Consider the following 17378-nt stretch of genomic DNA (forward strand, 5'->3'; position numbering starts at 1 on the left):
TGGACGTCTCATTCCTGCCGGTTTTGTTCCCTGTTAAGGCGCGACAGGGGCAAATGTTCCCGGCGCTTGATCGAGGTTAATCATATTGTCCGCGCGGAGCGCCCGAGGCCGAAAGCCGCCTTGGGAATATGGGTGATGCGGCACGCAAGGTCGGCTTCGCCCGAGGCAACGACATAATGATCGCCGGCATCGGCGATGCCGGTCGTGAAGACGACATCACGCACATAGAGCTTGTCTTCGAGCGGCCGCGTGAGATCGGGGTCCGCCTCGAGCAGCGGTGCATGGTCGGTGCGCACGACGCGCGCCGGATCGTCGCGGTCGAGAAGCGACCAATAGGTCCGGTAGATGCCGACAATCTCCTTGGGCTCGACCCCGTGCCAAAGCGTTAGCCAGCCATCGTCGGTCAGGATGGGCGGGGTGCCGCCGCCGATGCGCGCCGTCGCCACCGTATCGGCATGCGGTCGGATGCCCGGCGCGCGGTGGGGTTTCCAGTGGAGCGCGTCGGGCGAGGTCGCGAGATTGATCGAAGGGCCCGCGCGCCACTCGGAGCCCGGGGGATACGCAAAGTAGAGATCGCCGAGCGGGCGCGTTTGCGCCCAATATTGCCCGTCGATCCGCCCCTCGAAGATCAGCATGTCCTTGTTCTGATGGTCGAGGACGATATCCTCGAAAGTCCAGTCCAGACCATTGTCCGAACTATAGAGGGTCGTCGAATGCCGCTCGGGGCTGACCGAGCAGCTCGTCATCAGCCAGCGTTCGCCGACGCGGCTGATCCGCGCATCTTCGACGCCATAGCATTGATAATCGCCCGCAGGCGCGACCGCGCGATTATAATGGACCGCAACCACCTCGAGGCCGTCGGGGGTGAGCTCGACCGGGAGGAGCCAGGACAGAGAGGTCAGCGCCATCACCCGCCATTTGCCGCCGCGCACCATGAACTTCCGGGGATCGGCGGTATCGCACAGATCGAGCGGCCAGGCATCGAGGGCATATTTGCCAGCGGCCCAGCGAATACAGTGGACATGGCCATCGAATATCGGGGTACGGAGCGCCTCGGCGACGCGCACCAGCATCAGCAGATTGCCGTTCGCGAGCCGCGTCAGCCCGGGATTGAAGGCGCCGAGCACATAGGTCTCGGCATCGAAATGGCCCGCGAGCGGCGAGCGCGACAGATCGACATGGTCGGGGCCGAAGACGAGCCGGTCGACAGCAAAACCCATGGACGGTTCCTTCCCTTTGGTGGCGGCGGCACGCCCGCCGATGCCGCTATCAAGTCGCGGCGGGCACCATCGTTCCGCAGAACCGCGGCGTGGAACTATCGGCAGTGCCGATCGATTGGTGTGGCATCCCTGGCGACCGTCGGGGTCGATTATCGCCCATCAGGAGCATTGTCCGCCATGAAGCAGCTCGTCGCCTTCGATCTCGATGGAACCCTCGCGGAGAGCAAGCAGCCGCTCGAGCCCGAGATGGGCGAGGCGCTGGCCGATCTGCTTGGTGTCGCCGACGTGGCGGTGATCTCGGGCGGCGACTGGCCGCAGTTCGACAAGCAGGTGGCGAGCCGGCTCCCCGCGCGCGCCGACCGGGCCCGCCTGTGGCTGATGCCGACAACGGGGACAAAGCTCTATAGGCACAGCGTGTATGGCTGGCAGCCCGTCTACGCCGAACTCTTCGAGGAGGGGCAAAAACGCGACATCCTCAAAGCGTTCGACGCGGCGCTCGCCGCGACGGGTTTCGTGCCCGAAGAAGTGTGGGGCGAGCGCATCGAGGATCGCGGCAGCCAGATCACCTTTTCGGCGCTCGGCCAACAGGCGCCGATCCGTGCCAAGGAGATTTGGGATCCCGATTTTGCAAAGCGCAAGATCATTCAGGCCGACCTGCGCAGGCGCCTCCCGGGGCTCTCGATCAACATGGGCGGAGCGACATCCATCGACATCACGCGCGAGGGCGTCGACAAGGGTTATGGCCTCGCGAAGCTTCGCGATGCGAGCGGTATCGCGCTGGACGATATGCTGTTTATCGGCGACGCGATCTTTCCCGGCGGCAACGATTATCCGGCTCTGGAGCTCGGGCTCGACACGGTCCGCGTTCGCGACCCGCAGGAAACGCTTTCGGTCATCGCCGCGATCGTCGCATGCCAAAGACCAGCCCGGCTTTGACCGCAGGCGGAAGGCCGGGCCTCAACAATCGATGCCGCTTAGCCGGACTGCGGACTCGGGATATCAGCCGCGGGCGCGCCCGGCTCGTTGGAGCGCGGTACGCGCATCTGGGCAAGGCGATCAAGCACCGCGCTCCAATAGTCGATTTCTCCTTGCGCGGACCGCTCGCGCGACCAGCTTATTTGCTGCTCGACGACGCTCTCGGCCCGGTCGGCGTAGCGCTGCCGCACATCGGTGGCTGCGGCCCAAATCATATGCTCCGAACAGGATGACATCTGCCATCTCCATTAATGATCACGCCCCGTTCGCAGAGAATTTCTGATTCCTAAATCGACCGACGGCGGCGGTTTGTTCCGCGCCGCGCGCGTGCTTTTTGCTTGTCGGCGTCGTCGATGACCGAGCATCGATGGATGCGGCGGCTTTGGACGTAGTCCGGCGGCGGCAGACGCCGTCCGTAGTAACGCAGATCTGGGGCCAGACGGGACAATTTGCCCGGGCCGGGGTCGGGCAGCGGCAGGGACGCTAAGATCGCCTGTTCTTCGGCCCTGCGCACCGGGCGGTCAGATTGTCAGATAATCGCAAAGGGTAAGCCCGTCGCATTTCTGCGGTGGAGCTTTCCTAAGGTCCGTCCGAAGATAGGACTTAAATTCTGACCATATTTTCATATGGAGAGGTGCCGGAAACGCGCCGGCCCCGGCTTTCGTTCCCGCGCGGCGCGGTCGGCGCCATTTTCTTCGATATGAGGCGGACAGGCCGCAGACCGCGTTGCTTTGCCGGCGCGAGCCTTGAGCGGCGGGTTGTTTCTGCATAAAATAACGTGGCTGCCGAAGTATGCGCGAGTCTCATCGCGCCCCGGTGGCTTGGTCGCAACGATGGTGGAGCATGCCATGCACCGCTTCTATCTGGTAATCAGGTCCGCCGGCGCTCCGGGGACCCAGCGTGTCGCGCTTGATGCCGCCGATAGCGATCACGCGCTCCATCTGGCCGAGGGGCGCGCCCGCGGCGCCGACGTCGAGCTTTGGGATGGCGACCGCATGCTCGCGAAAATGGAAGCGAATATGCCGCGCGTCTGGACGGTGCCGCCCGCGCCGGTCGGCATTGCGTCAGTCGCCGCCGGCGGCTTCGAAAGAACCGGGAAGGCCGGTGACGGGATCGCGATGGGGCAGGGGTAGCGCTTTCATTCGGGCGCCGGTTTCGGCCGAGGGCGCCTCGGTGCAAACGTCCCAATTCATTCCCTCGGGATAGGCGCCCACGACCTGGAAATCGTCGCTGCCCGCGACGCGGCAGTGGCCCGTGCCGACCGGAAGCAGGAGCGCATCGCCGGCCTGCACGTCGACGCTTTTGCCGCCGGGGCCGCCGAGCTGGAGCGTCGCAAATCCGGCGAAGACGCCGAGCGCTTCGTGCGTGGTCGAGTGATAATGATGATAGTCGAACACGGTACCCCGCCATTGCGGCGGCCAGCCATGGTCCGCAAAGAGCTGCTCGAAGGCTTCAGCGGCTTTCCTGCCTTCGGCTATGACCGCGTCGCGGTAGAGGAGCAGCCGCTCGTTGTTCGGAACCCAGCCCTGCTGGCGGAGGATGAAGGTTTCGGCTTGGGTCATGATATCTTCTTCTTGGCCTTGCGGCTCGGTGCGCCGCCGAGCTCGACCCATACCGGGGTGTGATCGCTCGTTTTTTCCCAGCCGCGCGGGCGCAGGTCGACTTCGGCCGCCTCGAGGCGTGTCGTCGCGGGCTTGTTGAGCAGCAGATGATCGATACGGATGCCCGCGTTGCGTTCGAAGCTTTGGCGCCAATAGTGCCAGAAGGTATAGATGGTCTCCTTGGGGTGGAGATGGCGGATCGCGTCTGTCCACCCTTGGTCGAGGAGACGCCGGTAGGCGGCCCTTGCTTCGGTTGCGAAAAGCGCGTCGTCCTTCCAGCGCTCGGGCTTGTAGACGTCCGCCTCGGTCGGGATCACGTTGAAGTCGCCCGCGACGACGACGGGGGCCTCGAGGTCGACGAGCGAATTGAGGTGCGCGTGAAGTCGCTCCATCCAGTCGAGCTTGTAATCGAACTTGGGACCGGGGCACGGGTTGCCGTTGGGGAGATACAGGCCGGCGACCAGAATGCCGCCGACCGCTGCCTCGATATAGCGGCTCTGTTCATCCTTCGGGTCGCCGGGCAGGGAGCGGCGCGTCTCGTGAATCTCGCCGACGCGGCTCAACAGCGCGACGCCATTCCAACGACTCTGGCCGTGCCAGATCGCCTGATATCCCGCTGCCTCGATCGCGGCCCTCGGGAACGCCTCCTGCGGCGCCTTGAGCTCCTGAAGCACGACGATGTCGGGCTCGGCAAGCGTGAGCCATCGGAGCAGCACGGGCAGGCGGCCGGCAATCCCGTTTACATTGTAGGTCGCGATCTTCATCGGTCGGGTAGCTCGCGGTCGTCGGCGCTGCCCCAGCACGCCAGTGCTTTTGCCTGGGCGCGTTTGAGCAGCGTTCTGGTGTCGCCCGGATCGCTCCGGACGGGTTCCTTGTTGCGGAGGCAGGCAGGGAAGCGGGTCATGGAGTCTCTACTCGACGGGGCCTCCTTCGTTCCCGGCCGTAAGCGGGCCATGATGCTGCAACCCGCGCGGCGCGCAAGCGTTGACCGGAGATAGACGAAGGAGTGGATCATGGCCGACGACAAGACGCATGTAGGATCGCCCGACCGCGACAGGATCAGCCTCGGCGAAGACCATGACGTGCGCGACTGGATACAGAGCCTCGGGGTAAGCGAGGCGGAACTGCGCGAGGCGGTCGACGCCGTCGGCAATTCCGCGGAGGCCGTGCGCGCCTATCTGAAGAAATCCTGATGGCAGGCGACTTCGACCGCGCCGCGACCATGCCGGTCGAGCGCGTTGCCCGTACGCTCGTGGCCCATGCGCTGAGCAGAAATGGCGAAGGCGAGATGGCATCGGCCGCAGAAGCGGTCGATGCGCTGTGGCCCGACCATGCCGATGCCGCGCTCGCGGTGCTGCGCACCTTGCGCGAGCCGAGCGGCCGCATGCTGGCGGTCGGCGATGCGGCCGTCTGGGATCGGATGATCCGCGCCGCGATCGAGGATGAGACGATTTCCGAAAGCTGAGGTGATCGCTGGAACAGGTTCGAGGGCCCGGCCGTTAGAACCGGCGAACAAAACAGGGGATGAAAAGCATGTGGAGCGCCTGGGGTAGAGGAAACGGCGACGGCGACCGCGATTTTCTTCGCCACGACGGGGAAATGGGCCGGCTGATCGAAGCCTATGACTGGTCGGAAACCGCGCTCGGGCCGATCGGCGGCTGGTCGCCGAGCCTGCGCGCCATCGTGGCCTTCCTCATCCATACGCCCGTGCCGATGGTCATGCTCTGAGGCAAGCCAGGGACGATGATCTACAATGACGGCTATTCGGTCTTTGCCGGCGAAAATCATCCGCGAATCCTTGGCTTGCCCGTTCGCGAAGCTTGGCCCGAGGTCGCCGATTTCAACGACAATGTCATGAAGGTCGGGCTTGCCGGCGGCGTACTCGCCTACAAGGATCATCTGCTTCAGCTCGATCGCACCGGCGGGCTCGAGGACGTCTGGATGAACCTCGACTATTCGCCGGTGTTCGGCGACGATGGCGCGCCCGCGGGCGTGCTCGCCGTGGTCGTCGAGACGACCGAAGCGATCAGGGCCGCGGCAGCGTTGCGCGAAAGCGAGGCGCGGCTGCGCTTCCTCGATGCCCTGGGGCGACAGACGATGATGAGCACCGATGCCGACGAGATACTGGCGACCACCACCCGGATGGTCGGCGAGGAGCTCGGCGTATCGATCTGTGCCTATGCCGATATGGACGAGGATGGCGACGGTTTTACGATCCGCGGCGACTGGGCGGCCGAAGGCTCGGCCTCGATCGTTGGCCACTACCACCTCTCGGCTTTCGGGGAACTGGCGGTTCGCAACCTGCATGCGGGCGATCCGCTCGTCATTCACAACAACAGCAGCGAACTTCCCGCTGCGGCAGCGGCCACGTTTCGCGATATCGGCATCGCCGCGACGATCTGCATGCCCTTGGTGAAGGAAGGGCGGCTCACGGCGCTGATGGCGATCCATCATCGCGACCCGCATGTCTGGAGCGATTATGAACTCGCGCTCATCCGCGACGTGACCGATCGCAGCTGGGCCCATATCGAGCGCGTCGGCGCCGAAGCGGAATTGCGCAAGACCGCCGAGGTCCTGCGCGATCTCAACGAGACGCTCGAGATGCGCGTTGCCGACCGCACCGCGGCGCTCGATCGCAGCCAGACCCAGTTCCGCCTGCTCGTCCAGGGGGTGACCGACTATGCGATCTACATGCTCGACGGCGAAGGCCATGTCTCGAGCTGGAACGCGGGGGCCGAGCGGATCAAGGGCTATCGCCCCGACGAAATCATCGGGCGCCATTTCTCCGCCTTCTACGGGGAGGCCGACCGCGCAGCGCAGGAGCCGCAGCGCGCGCTCGAGACGGCGCGGCGCGACGGCCGTTTCGCCGCCGAAGGCTGGCGAATCCGCAAGGACGGTACGCGCTTTCGCGCCAGCGTCGCGATCGAGACGATCCATGACGACGATGGCGCGCTGATCGGCTTTGCCAAGATCACCCGCGACATCTCCGAGCGCGAGGAAGCCCAGCAGGAACTCGAGCTCGCCCGCGAGGCGCTGTTCCAGTCACAAAAGCTCGAGGCGATCGGCCAGCTCACCGGTGGGATCGCGCACGACTTCAACAATCTCCTGATGGCGATACGCAGTGGCCTCGAACTGCTGCGCAAACGGCCCGATCTTGAGCCGCAGGCGGCGATGCTTCTCGACAATTGCCTCCAGGCGACCGATCGCGGCGCCGCCCTGACCCAGCGCATGCTCGCTTTCGCGCGGCGCCAGGAGCTCTCGACCGAGGCGGTGGCGCTTCCGCAGCTCGTCGGCGGGATGATGGAATTGCTGCAGCGCGCTCTCGGGCCCGCCTTTGTGATCGAGACGCGCTTTCCCGCGGGTCTCGGTTCGGTCGCCGCCGACGTCAACCAGCTCGAAATGGCGCTCCTCAACCTTGCGGTCAACGCGCGCGACGCGATGCCGGGCGGCGGTGCGATCGCGATTGGCGCGATCGAGCAGGATGTCCGGCGCGGCGCGGTCGCCGACCTCGCGCCGGGCCGCTATGTCCGGCTGTCGGTCACCGATAATGGCGCGGGCATGGATGCCGCGACGCTCGCGCGCGCCGCCGATCCGTTTTTCACAACGAAGGGTATCGGCAAGGGCACCGGCCTCGGCCTGTCGATGGTCCATGGTTTCGCGCAGCAGATCGGCGGCGCGCTGCAGATGGAGAGCGAGGTCGGCCGCGGCACGAGCGCGCATATCTGGCTCCCGTTGAGCGACGAGAAAACCGCGACTGCATTGCCCGAAGCCCTGACTGCCGAAGCGGCGCAGACCGCTAGCCGCCGCATCCTGGTCGTCGACGACGATGCGATCATCCTCATGAACACCGCCGCGCTGCTCGAGGACCTCGGCCACCAGGTAATCGAGGCGGGTTCGGGCGACGAGGCGCTCGCGTTGCTTCGCGCGCATCCCGATATCGCGATCCTGATCACCGACCAGGCGATGCCCGGCATGACCGGCAGCGAACTGATTGCCGCCGCGCGCGCAGAGCGTCCCGCGCTCCCGGTCATTCTCGCCACCGGCTATGGCGAGACCCCGGCCGACGTCGCGCAGGGTCTGCAGCGCCTCGGCAAGCCCTTCGGGCAGAAGGAGCTCGAACGCGCGGTCGCGCAGGCGGCCGGGTGACGGAGCGCTGCCGGGGCAGGGAGACGATCATGGGTATTCCGCCGCGATGACCGACTGGATCACCGATCTTGTCGAGACGATGGGTTATGCAGGCATCGTCCTGCTCATGTTCCTCGAGAATGTCTTCCCGCCCATTCCCTCGGAAGTCATCATGCCGCTCGCCGGCTTCGGCGCCGCCGACGGCAAATATAGTCTTGCCTTCGTCATTCTCGCGGGTCTCGCCGGAACGCTGGCGGGCGCGCTCTTCTGGTACGCGCTCGCGAGGCGGATCGGCGACAAGCGCCTGCGCCGCTGGGCCGACCGGCACGGTCGCTCGATCACCTTGAGCGGCGACGATATCGCGAAGATCGAGACATGGTTCTGCCGCCACGGCAGCTGGGCTGTGCCGCTCGCGCATCTCGTCCCCGGGCTTCGGACGCTGATCTCGATCCCGGCGGGGGTGTTCGCGATGCCGCCGACGCGCTTCATCCTCTTGAGCGCGCTCGGCGCAGGCATCTGGACGGGCGCGCTCGCGGGGGCGGGCTATATGCTCGGCGCGCGTTTCGAAGGCGTCGAAAAATATCTCGGACCTGTCAGTACGGCGGTCATGGCGGCGCTGCTGCTCACTTATGTCTGGCGGGTGATCCGCTTTAAGCCGGGCAGGGCGGGCTAGATCATTTCTGGCCTGCTGCCGGTGCAACCGGCGAGGCAAGCGCAAGCGGTGCCGGACCCGTGACGCGCCATACCGTGTTCGAAAGATCGTCGGCGATCCAGAGCGCGCCGCGCGCCGCATCATAGGTAACCCCCACCGGGCGGCCGCGTGCGCGCCCGTCCTTGATGAAGCCGGTCACGAAATCCCTCGGCTTGCCTGCGGGTCTGCCGCCCGCAAACGGCACGAAGCTCACCTTGTAGCCCGCGAGATGCTGGCGGTTCCAGCTGCCATGCTCGCCGATAAAGGCGCCTTGCGCGAAGCCCGGAAAGCCGGTGCCGCTGGCGAAGCTGAGGCCGAGCGGCGCGACATGCGAGCCGAGCCCATAGTCGGGCGCGATCGCGCTTTTGACGAGGTCGGGTTTCTGCGGATGCACCCGTGGATCGACATGCTGACCCCAATAGCTGTACGGCCAGCCATAGAAGGCGCCCTCTTTCACCGAGGTCAGATAATCGGGGACTAGCTCTGCTCCGAGTTCGTCGCGCTCATTGACCACCGCCCACAGCATGTTCGATGTCGGCTCGAAAGCGAGCGCAGTCGGGTTGCGAATACCCGAGACATATATGCGGCTCGCCTTTGTCGCGGGATCGACCTCCCAGATCACCGCGCGATCTTCCTCGAGGCTGAGGCCGCGCTCGCCGATATTGCTGTTCGAGCCGATGCCGACAAAGAGCTTGCTGCCATCGGGGCTGGCGGCAAGCGACTTGGTCCAGTGGTGATTGATCTGCGACGGGAGTTTGGTGACCTCTTCCCCTTTTCCGGCGATGCTTGTCGCCCCGTCTCTATAGGCGAAGCGCAGCAGCGCGCCCTGGTTGGCGACATAGAGGCTGCCGTTCACCAGCGCGAGGCCATAGGGCGCATCGAGATCCTTGATGAACGTCGTGCGCAGCTCGGGCTTGCCGTCGCCGTTCGCGTCGCGCAGCAGGGTGATGCGATCGCCGCCCTTGACGCTGCTCTTGCCGAGGCTCTTGATATAGCCCGCGATCACATCCTTGGGGCGCGATTTCGGCGCATGACCGCCCGAGCCTTCGGCGACTAGGACGTCGCCATTGGGCAGGACAAGAATCTGGCGCGGTATCTTGAGATCGGTCGCGACGGGCGTGATCGTGAAGCCCTTCGGCACGGTCGGACGTTCGCCGTTCCAGCCTTGCGGCTTCGCGATCTTCATCGGCGGGACGAGCGTCTCGTCGAGCGCAGGGAGTTTGGGCCTCGCGCCCGTCTGGTCGAGGCTTTCGTCGCCGCCGCTACACCCTGCGAGCGTGCCCGCGGCGAGGAGACCGGAGAGGAGTAGTCGCAGGCTCATCGGGCGATCCTTTCGCCGCTATAGGCAGTCCATCCCGCGGCGAGTGCGGTGAGGGCCGAGACGATCGACAGAGTGACGCCGGCGGCGCCGACCGAGCTCCAGGCGTCCTGGCTGTGCTCGAAGGCGTTGATCAGTCCGGCGATCCACATGACGAGGAGGAGCAGGAAATAGACGAGCGCTCGGGTCCGCTCGGGGTCGCGGCGCCGGCGGAAAAGGCCGATCGCAGCCCAGAGCAGGACCGGGGCGCCGAACACGAGCGCGCCGACGATAAGCCAGGCCGAAAAATTGCTCCACTGCATCTCGGCGCTCTTGAGATAGGTGATGTCGGACAGAAGGGCGCTGGCAAACAGCGCGATCGGGAACGCGAGCAGGATCGCGTGGAGCGGGTGGACGGGCCGTCTGCCCATGGAAGATTGTGTCGCCAAGCTCGTTCTCCGCCTGCTCCGCCCCCCTCGAACAATGCACCGGCTGGCGATTGGTTTCGTGGGCGCGCGCGGAACCCGCGCGCGGGCGCGACGTTCGTTGGCAGAGGAAGGGCATGATGGACCGAAGCTGGATTCCCTATTGCGGCGCGGCGCCGCTCCCCGGCGACTGGCTCGCGCGCTGGAACGGCGATCCCTTGCTGTTGCTCGGGCTCGCACTGGTCGCTTATCTTGCCTGGCGCCGCGATGCTGCTCCTGCCTTTTGGGCTGGGATGGCGCTATTGGTGCTTCTGTTCGTGTCGCCGCTCTGCGCCCTGTCCTCCGCGCTCTTCTCGGTACGCGTAGCGCATCATGTCATATTGACCGCTGTCGCGGCTCCGCTGCTCCTGTGGGGCCTTCCGCGTCTCATCGTGTCCGGGAGTGCGGCGCTGTGGGCGGCGGGGCATATCCTCCTCTTCTGGGTCTGGCACGCGCCCGCCCCCTATGTTGCAGCGCTGTCTAACGACCTGATTTTCTGGACGATGCAGCTGTCGCTGCTCGCCAGCGCGATGACTTTCTGGGGCGCGCTGCGGCGCGCGTCTTCGCCAACCGCGATCCTGCTCCTGCTCGCGATGATGGTCCAGATGGGGCTGCTCGGGGCGCTGATCACCTTCGCCGGAACCCCTCTGTACGCGCCGCATGCTGTATCGACATTGGCCTGGGGCCTGACCCCGCTCGAGGACCAGCAGCTCGCCGGGCTCATCATGTGGGCGCCCGCGGCCACCCTTTATCTCGCTGCGGCATTATGGCGCGGCTGGCACATGCTCGCGCCGCCGGCCGCAGCGACGCGATGATCGCGGCGCTTCAGGCCTGGGCGGCGCGCTACGCCGCTGACCGGCGCTACTCGCCCGTCGGCCAGATCTTCCACTGGGTGATGGCGGCGCTCGTCCTCTTTCAGCTCTGGTGGGGCTGGCACATGAGCCGGATTCCCGCGGGCGGCGAAAAGCTCGAGGCCTTTCGCACCCACGCCGAGATCGGACTGCTGATGCTCGTCCTCGCCGCGATGCGGGCGCTGTGGAGGTTGGTGATCCCGGGCCCGATCAATGATGCCGACCGGCTCGGCTGGCAAACGATCGCGGCCTATGTCACCCACATCCTCTTCTATCTCTGCTTCTTCGGCTTGCCCTTGAGCGGCTGGGCGATGTGGTCGGCGGTCGAGGGCGAGCCGCTGAAGATCGCGGGCCTCATTCCCTTTCCCTATATGCCCTTCGATACGCTCACACCCGCGGTGCAATGGTGGGTACTCGACTGGGCCGAGGGCATCCACGCCTTCCTCGTCATTCTGCTGGTGGCGATGATCCCGATCCATGTCGGCGCGGCGCTGAAGCATCATTTCTGGGATCGCCACGATGTGCTGCGCGGGATGCTGCCCGATCTGGAGGGTGAGACGGAGAAAGGCCCGCCGCATAAGCCGAAACCGCGCGCGCGTCGGAGGGCGAAAGCCGGCGGCTGATTGCCCGCATCTCGCCGAGGGGGTCATTGTTCCGCCTGCCGGTGCGCCATGCGGCAAGCTGCGCCTCGAGATAGGCCGCAGGCTGGTCAGCAAGCGGCGGGTTCGCCGCATCGCCTTCGCCGTTCGCACCATGACAGCTTGCGCAGGGCGCGAGACCGCGTTCGCTATCGCCGCGCAGGAAGAGGACTGCGCCGTCGGCATTGGGTTTCGCGGGCGCGCGCGGGGGCACGGGCAGGGCGGCATAATAGGCCGCGACCTTTGCGCGGTCAGCGTCGGACAATTTGAGCGCGATCGTGCGCATCAGCGGATGCTCGCGCCGCCCGTTGGCATAATCGGCGAGCTGGCGGTGAAGATAGCCGGGGTCGAGGCCGGCGAGGCGCGGGCTGGCCTGGCCATCGCTTTCGCCGCCGAGACCATGACAGGTGAAGCAAGCCGCTTGGGCGCCCGCGTCGCCTCCGCTGAACGCCAGCGTCTCGCCGGAGGCGCGAAAGCGATCGTCATGGCGCGGCGCGTCGCATCCCATCAGCGGGAGGAGGAGGAGAAGGGAAGCGGCGCGCACCTTGCGGGAACCATTGTCGGCGTGCGGTGGTTCCCGAAGCGTGACGCAAGAGGATGTCGGATGATCTGGAAAGGGGGATTTACGGGATCGATGCTGCTGATGCTGACAGCTTGCAGTCCCGCGCGCGTCGAACCGCCGCTCGCCGATGCCGCCGCGATCGCGCGCGGCAAGGCCGCGGCCGCGCGCCTCGGCTGCGGCGCCTGTCACGAGATGCCCGGCATCGCTTGGCCGAAGGGACAGGTCGGTCCGCCGCTTGCGGCTTTCGGAAAGCGCGGCCTGATCGCCGGGCAGATCCCCAACGATCTGCCTCTGCTTGCGGCCTTCATACGCGACGCGCCTGCGGCGGTGCCGGGAAGCGCGATGCCCGCTATCCCGATGACCGCGCGCGAAGCGCGTGACATAGCGTCCTGGCTCCAGAGCTTGCGTGACTAGCGCCGGCTCTGGCTGGCCGCCGGCGGTCTTCGACCCGGCGGGCCCTTATTCCGAGCCGGTGACGACGCTCGCCTGGGCCTTGCTGCTCGGCGGGACCGCCGTGCTTTTGGTGGTGCTTGCGGCGCTCTGGGCCGCGCTGTTCGGTTCGGCGAAGCTCAAGGCGCGGCTCGGCGGCGAGCGCGCGATCTGGATCCTCGGCTTCGCCTTTCCGGCCGTGGTGCTCACCGGCCTTCTTGTCTGGGGACTGATGCTCACCAGCTCGCTCTCGGCGACGCGCGTCACCGGCCAGGAAATGCGGGTCAAGATCATCGGCGAAATGTGGTGGTGGCGCGTGCATTATCAGGACGAGGAAGGCCGAGAAACCCTGCGCGATGCGAACGAACTCCACATCCCCGTCGGCACGCCGGTGCTGCTCGAACTCGAGGCGGCCGATGTCATCCACAGCTTCTGGGTGCCGCGCCTCGGCGGCAAGATGGACATGATTCCGGGGCGCACCAACCGCCTCCTGATCCAGGCCGACAAGCCCGGCATCTACAAGGGGCAATGCGCCGAATATTGCGGCGGGCCGCACGCCTTGATGGGCTTCATCGTCGTCGCGCACCCGCCCGCCGACTTTGCGCGCTGGCGCGCTTCGCGCCTGCCGGCAAGCGAAGGGAAGGGCCCGGGGATTTCGCTCTTCCTGTCGAGCGGCTGCGCCGCGTGTCACACGATCCGCGGCACGCCCGCGAACGGCCTGGCCGGGCCTGATCTTACCCATGTCGGTTCGCGCCGCACGCTCGGCGCCGGCATCCTGCCGAACAATCCGGGCACGATGGCCGGCTGGGTCGCCGATGCGCAGGCGATCAAGCCGGGCAACCGCATGCCTGCCTATCACCAGTTCGGCGGCGAAGAGTTGCGCGCGCTCAGCGATTATCTGGTGACTTTGAAATGAGGTCCGAGACCGGGTTCGATCCCGCGCTCTACGATCGCTTCCCCACCAAGGGGCGCCGCCCGAAAGGCGAAGAAGAGGAATTGCGGCGGATCTGGTGCAAGCCAAAGGGATGGGAATATCTGACCGTCGTCAACAATAATTACGTCGGCATCTATTATCTCGGCACCGCCTTTCTCTTCTTCCTGATGGCGGGGGTGCTTGCCCTGCTGATGCGCGCGCAGCTTGCGGCGCCGATGCTCGAGATCCTGCCGCAGGGCACCTATAATCAGGTTTTCACCATGCACGGCACGGTGATGATGTTCCTCTTCGCGGTGCCCGCGGTCGAGGCAGCGGGGGTCCTGTTGTTGCCGCAGATGCTCGCGGCGCGCGACCTGCCGTTCCCGCGTCTCTCGGCCTATGCCTTCTGGGCCTATGCCGTCGGCGGGCTCTGCTTCTTCGCGTCGATCTTTGTCGGGCTCGCGCCCGACGGCGGCTGGTTCATGTATCCGCCGCTCACCTCGAAGGCCTTCTCGCCGGGAATCAACACCGACTTCTGGCTGCTCGGGATCGGTTTCATCGAGATCAGCGCCATCGCGGGCGCGATCGAGATCATCGTCGGTGTGCTTCGCACCCGCGCGCCGGGCATGAGCCTCGACAAGATGCCGATCTTCGCTTGGTCGATGCTCGCCTTCGCGGTCATGATCGTGATCGCCTTTCCGAGCATCATCCTCGGCACGCTGCTGCTCGAGATCGAGCGGGCCTTCAACTGGCCCTTTTTCGATGCGACGCGTGGCGGCGACCCGATGCTATGGCAGCATCTCTTCTGGTTCTTCGGCCATCCCGAGGTCTACATCATCTTTCTCCCCGCCGCCGGCATGATGAGCATGATCGTCGCCGCGGTGGCGCGCGAGGAACTCGTCGGTTACCGGCTGATCGTGCTCGCGATGCTTGCGACCGGCTTCATCAGCTTCGGCGTCTGGGCGCATCATATGTTCGCGACCGGCATGCCGCCGATGACGACCGGCTTCTTTTCGGCGGCGTCGATGGCGGTGAGCATCCCCGCGGGCCTCCAGGTCTTTTCGTGGATTGCGACGCTCGCGATCGGCAAGCGCAGCTTCAACGCGCCAGCCCTGTTCGTGCTCGGCAGCATTGTCATCTTCGTGACCGGCGGGCTCACCGGGGTGATGGTGGCGATGGTGCCCTTCGACTGGCAGGCGCACGACAGCTATTTCATCGTCGCGCACCTCCATTATGTCCTGATCGGCGGCATGGTCTTCCCACTGTTCGCCGCCTTCTATTACTGGATCCCGATGGTGAGCCGGCGGGCGCTCTCGGAACGGCTCGCCAAATGGGTGTTCGGCCTGATGTTCTCCGGCATGAACATCGCCTTCCTGCCGATGCATCTTGCCGGACTCCAGGGCATGCCGCGGCGCGTCTACACCTATCTGCCGGGGCAGGGGCTCGAGCTGCCCAATCTGATCTCGACGATCGGCGCTTTCATGCTGGCTGCCGGCGTGCTGCTGTTCCTCGTCGATCTTGCGCGCAACTTCCGTCTGGCGCCTGGCGGAGGCAATGCCGGCAATGTCTATGACGGCGGCACGCTCGAATGGCTGCCGAGCGAGCTCTATTCGACGCGTTCGATCCCGGTCGTGCGCAGCCGCGATCCGCTGCGCGACGATCCGAAGCTCGCCGACGACGTCGCGGCGGGGCGCTATTTCCTTCCCTGCTCGGCGACAGGGCTTCGCGAAACGATCGTGACGAGTCCGTTGCTCGCCGAACCCCAATATCTGCAGATCATGCCCGGCCCCTCGGCCTGGCCTTTCGCTGCCGCCGTTTTCACGGCCGGCTTCTTTCTCGCGCTGACAGTGCAGGCTTATACGTTCGGGTGGGTGAGCGGTATCCTCGCCGTCGCGTGCGTGCTTCGCTGGCTCTGGGAGACCGATCGGCCGGTCGAGCAGGCCGAGGTCGATATCGGCGCGGGGATCATGGTGCCGACCTATGTCACGGGCCCTTCGAGCCACGGCTGGTGGGCCATGGTGATCCTGCTCGTCGTGATGGCGATGATCTTCATCATGGCGCTCTTCAGTCTTGCTTTCCTCTGGTCGAACCAGCCCGGATTTTGGGCGCCGCCACCCAGGATCGGCGCGGCGCTGCCGGTGGCGCTCCTCTATGGCACCGCGCTGGTCGCGGCGCTCGCGGCGCGCCGCCTGCTGCCGCGCGGCGCCGGCGGGGCCTCGGGCCTGCTCCTCTTCTCGGTGCTCGCGGCCGGCGTCGCTCTGTGGCTCGACTGGAGCAGCTGGCGCGCGAGCGGCCTCGCTCCACAGGCGAGCGGGCAGGGGGCGACGATTTACGCGTTGCAGGCGCTGCAGGCCTTCGCAACCGGCACCGGACTGCTCATGGCCGCCTTTTGCGCGGCGCGCTCGCTGCGCGGTCTGGTCAGCCTGCCGCGCAACAACAGCGTCGATCTCACCATGTTGTTCCTCGCCTACACCGCGGTGCAGGGCCTCGTGGCGGCTTTGTTCGGCCGGTCCTTCGGCATGCCCTGATGCGCAGCTGGCTGATCCTCCTCGGCGGGCTGCTGCTCTGGGCCGTACATTTCTTCCTGCTCTACGGCATCGGCGAATTTGCGGGCGCAAGCACCGCCTCGCGCGGCGCTGTCCTGCTGCTGAGCGGGCTCGCGCTTGGCGCTCTTGGCCTGCTCGCCCGGCAACTACTGCCGCTTGACCGGTCAGACGATTTTGCGCGCTGGCGCGCGAGCGTCGCTCTCGGCGGGCTTGCGCTGAGCGCGCTCGCTATCGCCTGGCAGGCGCTGCCCGCGCTGGTCGGATAGCGCGCCTCGGCTAGGCCGGCTGCGGCCTGATCTCGAAGCCTTCGACATCGGCGTCGGCCGAGAGCGTCGCGGCGAGGCGTTTGGCGCGGTCTTCGTCATAGCCGTCGGCGATCGCGCCATATTCAAAGATACCGCCGTCGAGGCTCTGGTCGATCGAAAGCGGGCGCAGGCCATGTTCGGCGAGCAGGGTTTCAAAGGCGCTAGCGGGTTTTGCCTTTGCGCGCGCATAGCGCGCTTTCAGATGCACGATGCGGCGCTGCGGCGCGCGGCGTTCGGAGATCGTGACCGCCGCGAGCACGAGCAATGTCGCGACCGCGCCGAAGATCGCAAGCTCATAGAAGCCGATGCCGAAAAGGACACCGAGCGTGGCCGTCATCCACAGCGATGCCGCCGTCGTAAGCCCGCGAACATTGAAGCCTTCGCGAAAGATCACGCCGCCGCACAGGAACCCGATGCCAGTCAGGATGCCATGCGCCATGCGGACGGGATCGATGCGGACCACCTCGAGCGGCGCATCGTTGAGCCAGGCCATCTGGTGGACCGCCGAAAGCATCAGGAGACAGCAGGAGAGGCTGACGAGGATATGCGTGCGCAGCCCTGCCGGGCTTGCGCGATATTCGCGTTCGGCGCCGATCACGGCACCGGCGACGATGGCGCCCACGATCGGCCAAATCAGGTCGGGGCTCAGCAATTGCATATCGTGTCTTTCGTGGAAGATGCGGGTGCGGGCCGCGTGGCTGCTCCCTGTCCGAACCCGCGAAGCCCATGCTTCGTTTCGCGGCTTGGGAACCGACCGCTCC

21 protein-coding genes and 1 pseudogene are annotated in these 17378 nt (G+C 66.0%); 13 read left to right on the forward strand and 9 right to left on the reverse strand.

Features of this window, described 5'->3' with window-relative positions; translation table 11 throughout:
• Positions 1-80: 80 nt before the first annotated feature.
• A complete protein-coding gene (locus AC3A43_RS02835; RefSeq protein ID WP_487791023.1) occupies positions 81-1220 on the reverse strand; it encodes a glycoside hydrolase family 130 protein in 1140 nt (379 codons plus the stop codon).
• 177 nt (positions 1221-1397) lie between these two features.
• Here AC3A43_RS02835 and AC3A43_RS02840 point away from each other — a divergent pair, with 177 nt between their 5' ends.
• Entirely contained in the window at positions 1398-2156 is a 759-nt protein-coding gene (locus AC3A43_RS02840; protein ID WP_487791024.1) for an HAD-IIB family hydrolase, read from the forward strand.
• A 38-nt stretch (positions 2157-2194) separates the two neighbouring features.
• Here AC3A43_RS02840 and AC3A43_RS02845 read toward each other — a convergent pair whose 3' ends face one another.
• Positions 2195-2431 carry a hypothetical protein gene (locus AC3A43_RS02845; protein ID WP_487791025.1) on the reverse strand — a complete coding sequence of 79 codons (237 nt, stop codon included), beginning with the start codon at positions 2429-2431 and terminating at the stop codon, positions 2195-2197.
• 612 nt (positions 2432-3043) lie between these two features.
• Here AC3A43_RS02845 and AC3A43_RS02850 point away from each other — a divergent pair.
• Positions 3044-3328, forward strand: coding sequence for a hypothetical protein (locus tag AC3A43_RS02850; protein ID WP_487791026.1), 285 nt, complete (start codon positions 3044-3046; stop codon positions 3326-3328).
• Here the strand turns inward: AC3A43_RS02850 and AC3A43_RS02855 are convergent.
• The 3 genes from AC3A43_RS02855 to AC3A43_RS02865 are packed head-to-tail and all read right to left on the reverse strand — an operon-like array spanning position 3260 to position 4700.
• The gene (locus AC3A43_RS02855) at positions 3260-3757 is read right to left on the reverse strand and encodes a cupin (RefSeq protein WP_487791027.1); all 498 of its coding nucleotides are present in this window, start codon (positions 3755-3757) and stop codon (positions 3260-3262) included. The genes AC3A43_RS02850 and AC3A43_RS02855 overlap by 69 nt on opposite strands.
• The gene (gene xth / locus AC3A43_RS02860; RefSeq protein ID WP_487791028.1) at positions 3754-4560 is read right to left on the reverse strand and encodes an exodeoxyribonuclease III; all 807 of its coding nucleotides are present in this window, start codon (positions 4558-4560) and stop codon (positions 3754-3756) included. The genes AC3A43_RS02855 and xth overlap by 4 nt, the downstream gene beginning before the upstream one ends.
• The gene (locus tag AC3A43_RS02865; RefSeq protein ID WP_487791029.1) at positions 4557-4700 is read right to left on the reverse strand and encodes a hypothetical protein; all 144 of its coding nucleotides are present in this window, start codon (positions 4698-4700) and stop codon (positions 4557-4559) included. The genes xth and AC3A43_RS02865 overlap by 4 nt, the downstream gene beginning before the upstream one ends.
• A 109-nt stretch (positions 4701-4809) precedes the next feature.
• On the opposite strand from AC3A43_RS02865, the gene AC3A43_RS02870 reads away from it, so the two are divergent.
• The 5 genes from AC3A43_RS02870 (at position 4810) to AC3A43_RS02890 (ending at position 8594) form a co-directional block, all read left to right on the forward strand.
• Positions 4810-4989, forward strand: a complete 180-nt coding sequence (locus tag AC3A43_RS02870) for a DUF3606 domain-containing protein (RefSeq protein ID WP_487791030.1) — start codon at positions 4810-4812, stop codon at positions 4987-4989.
• Positions 4989-5261: a hypothetical protein gene (locus tag AC3A43_RS02875; RefSeq protein ID WP_487791031.1), complete on the forward strand. Its 273-nt coding sequence runs from the start codon at positions 4989-4991 to the stop codon at positions 5259-5261. The genes AC3A43_RS02870 and AC3A43_RS02875 overlap by 1 nt, the downstream gene beginning before the upstream one ends.
• Positions 5262-5329: 68 nt before the next feature.
• Positions 5330-5524: a hypothetical protein gene (locus AC3A43_RS02880; RefSeq protein WP_487791032.1), complete on the forward strand. Its 195-nt coding sequence runs from the start codon at positions 5330-5332 to the stop codon at positions 5522-5524.
• Between the two features lie 15 nt (positions 5525-5539).
• Complete coding sequence (locus AC3A43_RS02885) at positions 5540-7942, forward strand: PAS domain S-box protein (protein WP_487791033.1); 2403 nt, start codon at positions 5540-5542, stop codon at positions 7940-7942.
• A gap of 46 nt (positions 7943-7988) precedes the next feature.
• A complete protein-coding gene (locus AC3A43_RS02890; protein WP_487791034.1) occupies positions 7989-8594 on the forward strand; it encodes a DedA family protein in 606 nt (201 codons plus the stop codon).
• 1 nt (position 8595) lies between these two features.
• Here AC3A43_RS02890 and AC3A43_RS02895 read toward each other — a convergent pair whose 3' ends face one another.
• Positions 8596-9933 carry a PQQ-dependent sugar dehydrogenase gene (locus AC3A43_RS02895; protein ID WP_487791035.1) on the reverse strand — a complete coding sequence of 446 codons (1338 nt, stop codon included), beginning with the start codon at positions 9931-9933 and terminating at the stop codon, positions 8596-8598.
• Positions 9930-10340: a DUF2231 domain-containing protein gene (locus AC3A43_RS02900; protein WP_487791036.1), complete on the reverse strand. Its 411-nt coding sequence runs from the start codon at positions 10338-10340 to the stop codon at positions 9930-9932. Before AC3A43_RS02900 ends, AC3A43_RS02895 begins: the two co-directional genes overlap by 4 nt.
• Positions 10341-10471: 131 nt before the next feature.
• On the opposite strand from AC3A43_RS02900, the gene AC3A43_RS02905 reads away from it, so the two are divergent.
• Entirely contained in the window at positions 10472-11188 is a 717-nt protein-coding gene (locus AC3A43_RS02905) for a cytochrome c oxidase assembly protein (protein ID WP_487791037.1), read from the forward strand.
• Positions 11185-11847 (forward strand): cytochrome b, encoded by a 663-nt coding sequence (locus AC3A43_RS02910; RefSeq protein WP_487791038.1) that lies wholly within the window; start codon positions 11185-11187, stop codon positions 11845-11847. The genes AC3A43_RS02905 and AC3A43_RS02910 overlap by 4 nt, the downstream gene beginning before the upstream one ends.
• Before the next feature lie 13 nt (positions 11848-11860).
• Here the strand turns inward: AC3A43_RS02910 and AC3A43_RS02915 are convergent.
• Positions 11861-12370: pseudogene (locus AC3A43_RS02915) on the reverse strand (c-type cytochrome); the annotation flags it as partial.
• Positions 12371-12466: 96 nt separating this feature from the next.
• On the opposite strand from AC3A43_RS02915, the gene AC3A43_RS02920 reads away from it, so the two are divergent.
• The 4 genes from AC3A43_RS02920 to AC3A43_RS02935 are packed head-to-tail and all read left to right on the forward strand — an operon-like array spanning position 12467 to position 16578.
• Entirely contained in the window at positions 12467-12838 is a 372-nt protein-coding gene (locus AC3A43_RS02920; RefSeq protein WP_487791039.1) for a c-type cytochrome, read from the forward strand.
• Complete coding sequence (coxB, locus tag AC3A43_RS02925) at positions 12831-13769, forward strand: cytochrome c oxidase subunit II (protein ID WP_487791040.1); 939 nt, start codon at positions 12831-12833, stop codon at positions 13767-13769. The genes AC3A43_RS02920 and coxB overlap by 8 nt, the downstream gene beginning before the upstream one ends.
• Positions 13766-16294: a cbb3-type cytochrome c oxidase subunit I gene (locus AC3A43_RS02930; protein ID WP_487791041.1), complete on the forward strand. Its 2529-nt coding sequence runs from the start codon at positions 13766-13768 to the stop codon at positions 16292-16294. The genes coxB and AC3A43_RS02930 overlap by 4 nt, the downstream gene beginning before the upstream one ends.
• On the forward strand, positions 16294-16578 hold the full coding sequence (locus AC3A43_RS02935) for a hypothetical protein (protein WP_487791042.1): 285 nt from the start codon (positions 16294-16296) through the stop codon (positions 16576-16578). The genes AC3A43_RS02930 and AC3A43_RS02935 overlap by 1 nt, the downstream gene beginning before the upstream one ends.
• A 10-nt stretch (positions 16579-16588) precedes the next feature.
• Here the strand turns inward: AC3A43_RS02935 and AC3A43_RS02940 are convergent, their stop codons facing one another.
• Positions 16589-17275, reverse strand: coding sequence for an MgtC/SapB family protein (locus AC3A43_RS02940; RefSeq protein WP_487791043.1), 687 nt, complete (start codon positions 17273-17275; stop codon positions 16589-16591).
• Positions 17276-17378: the final 103 nt, after the last annotated feature.

It is taken from the genome of Sphingopyxis sp. Soil_C_28 (genome assembly GCF_057657055.1).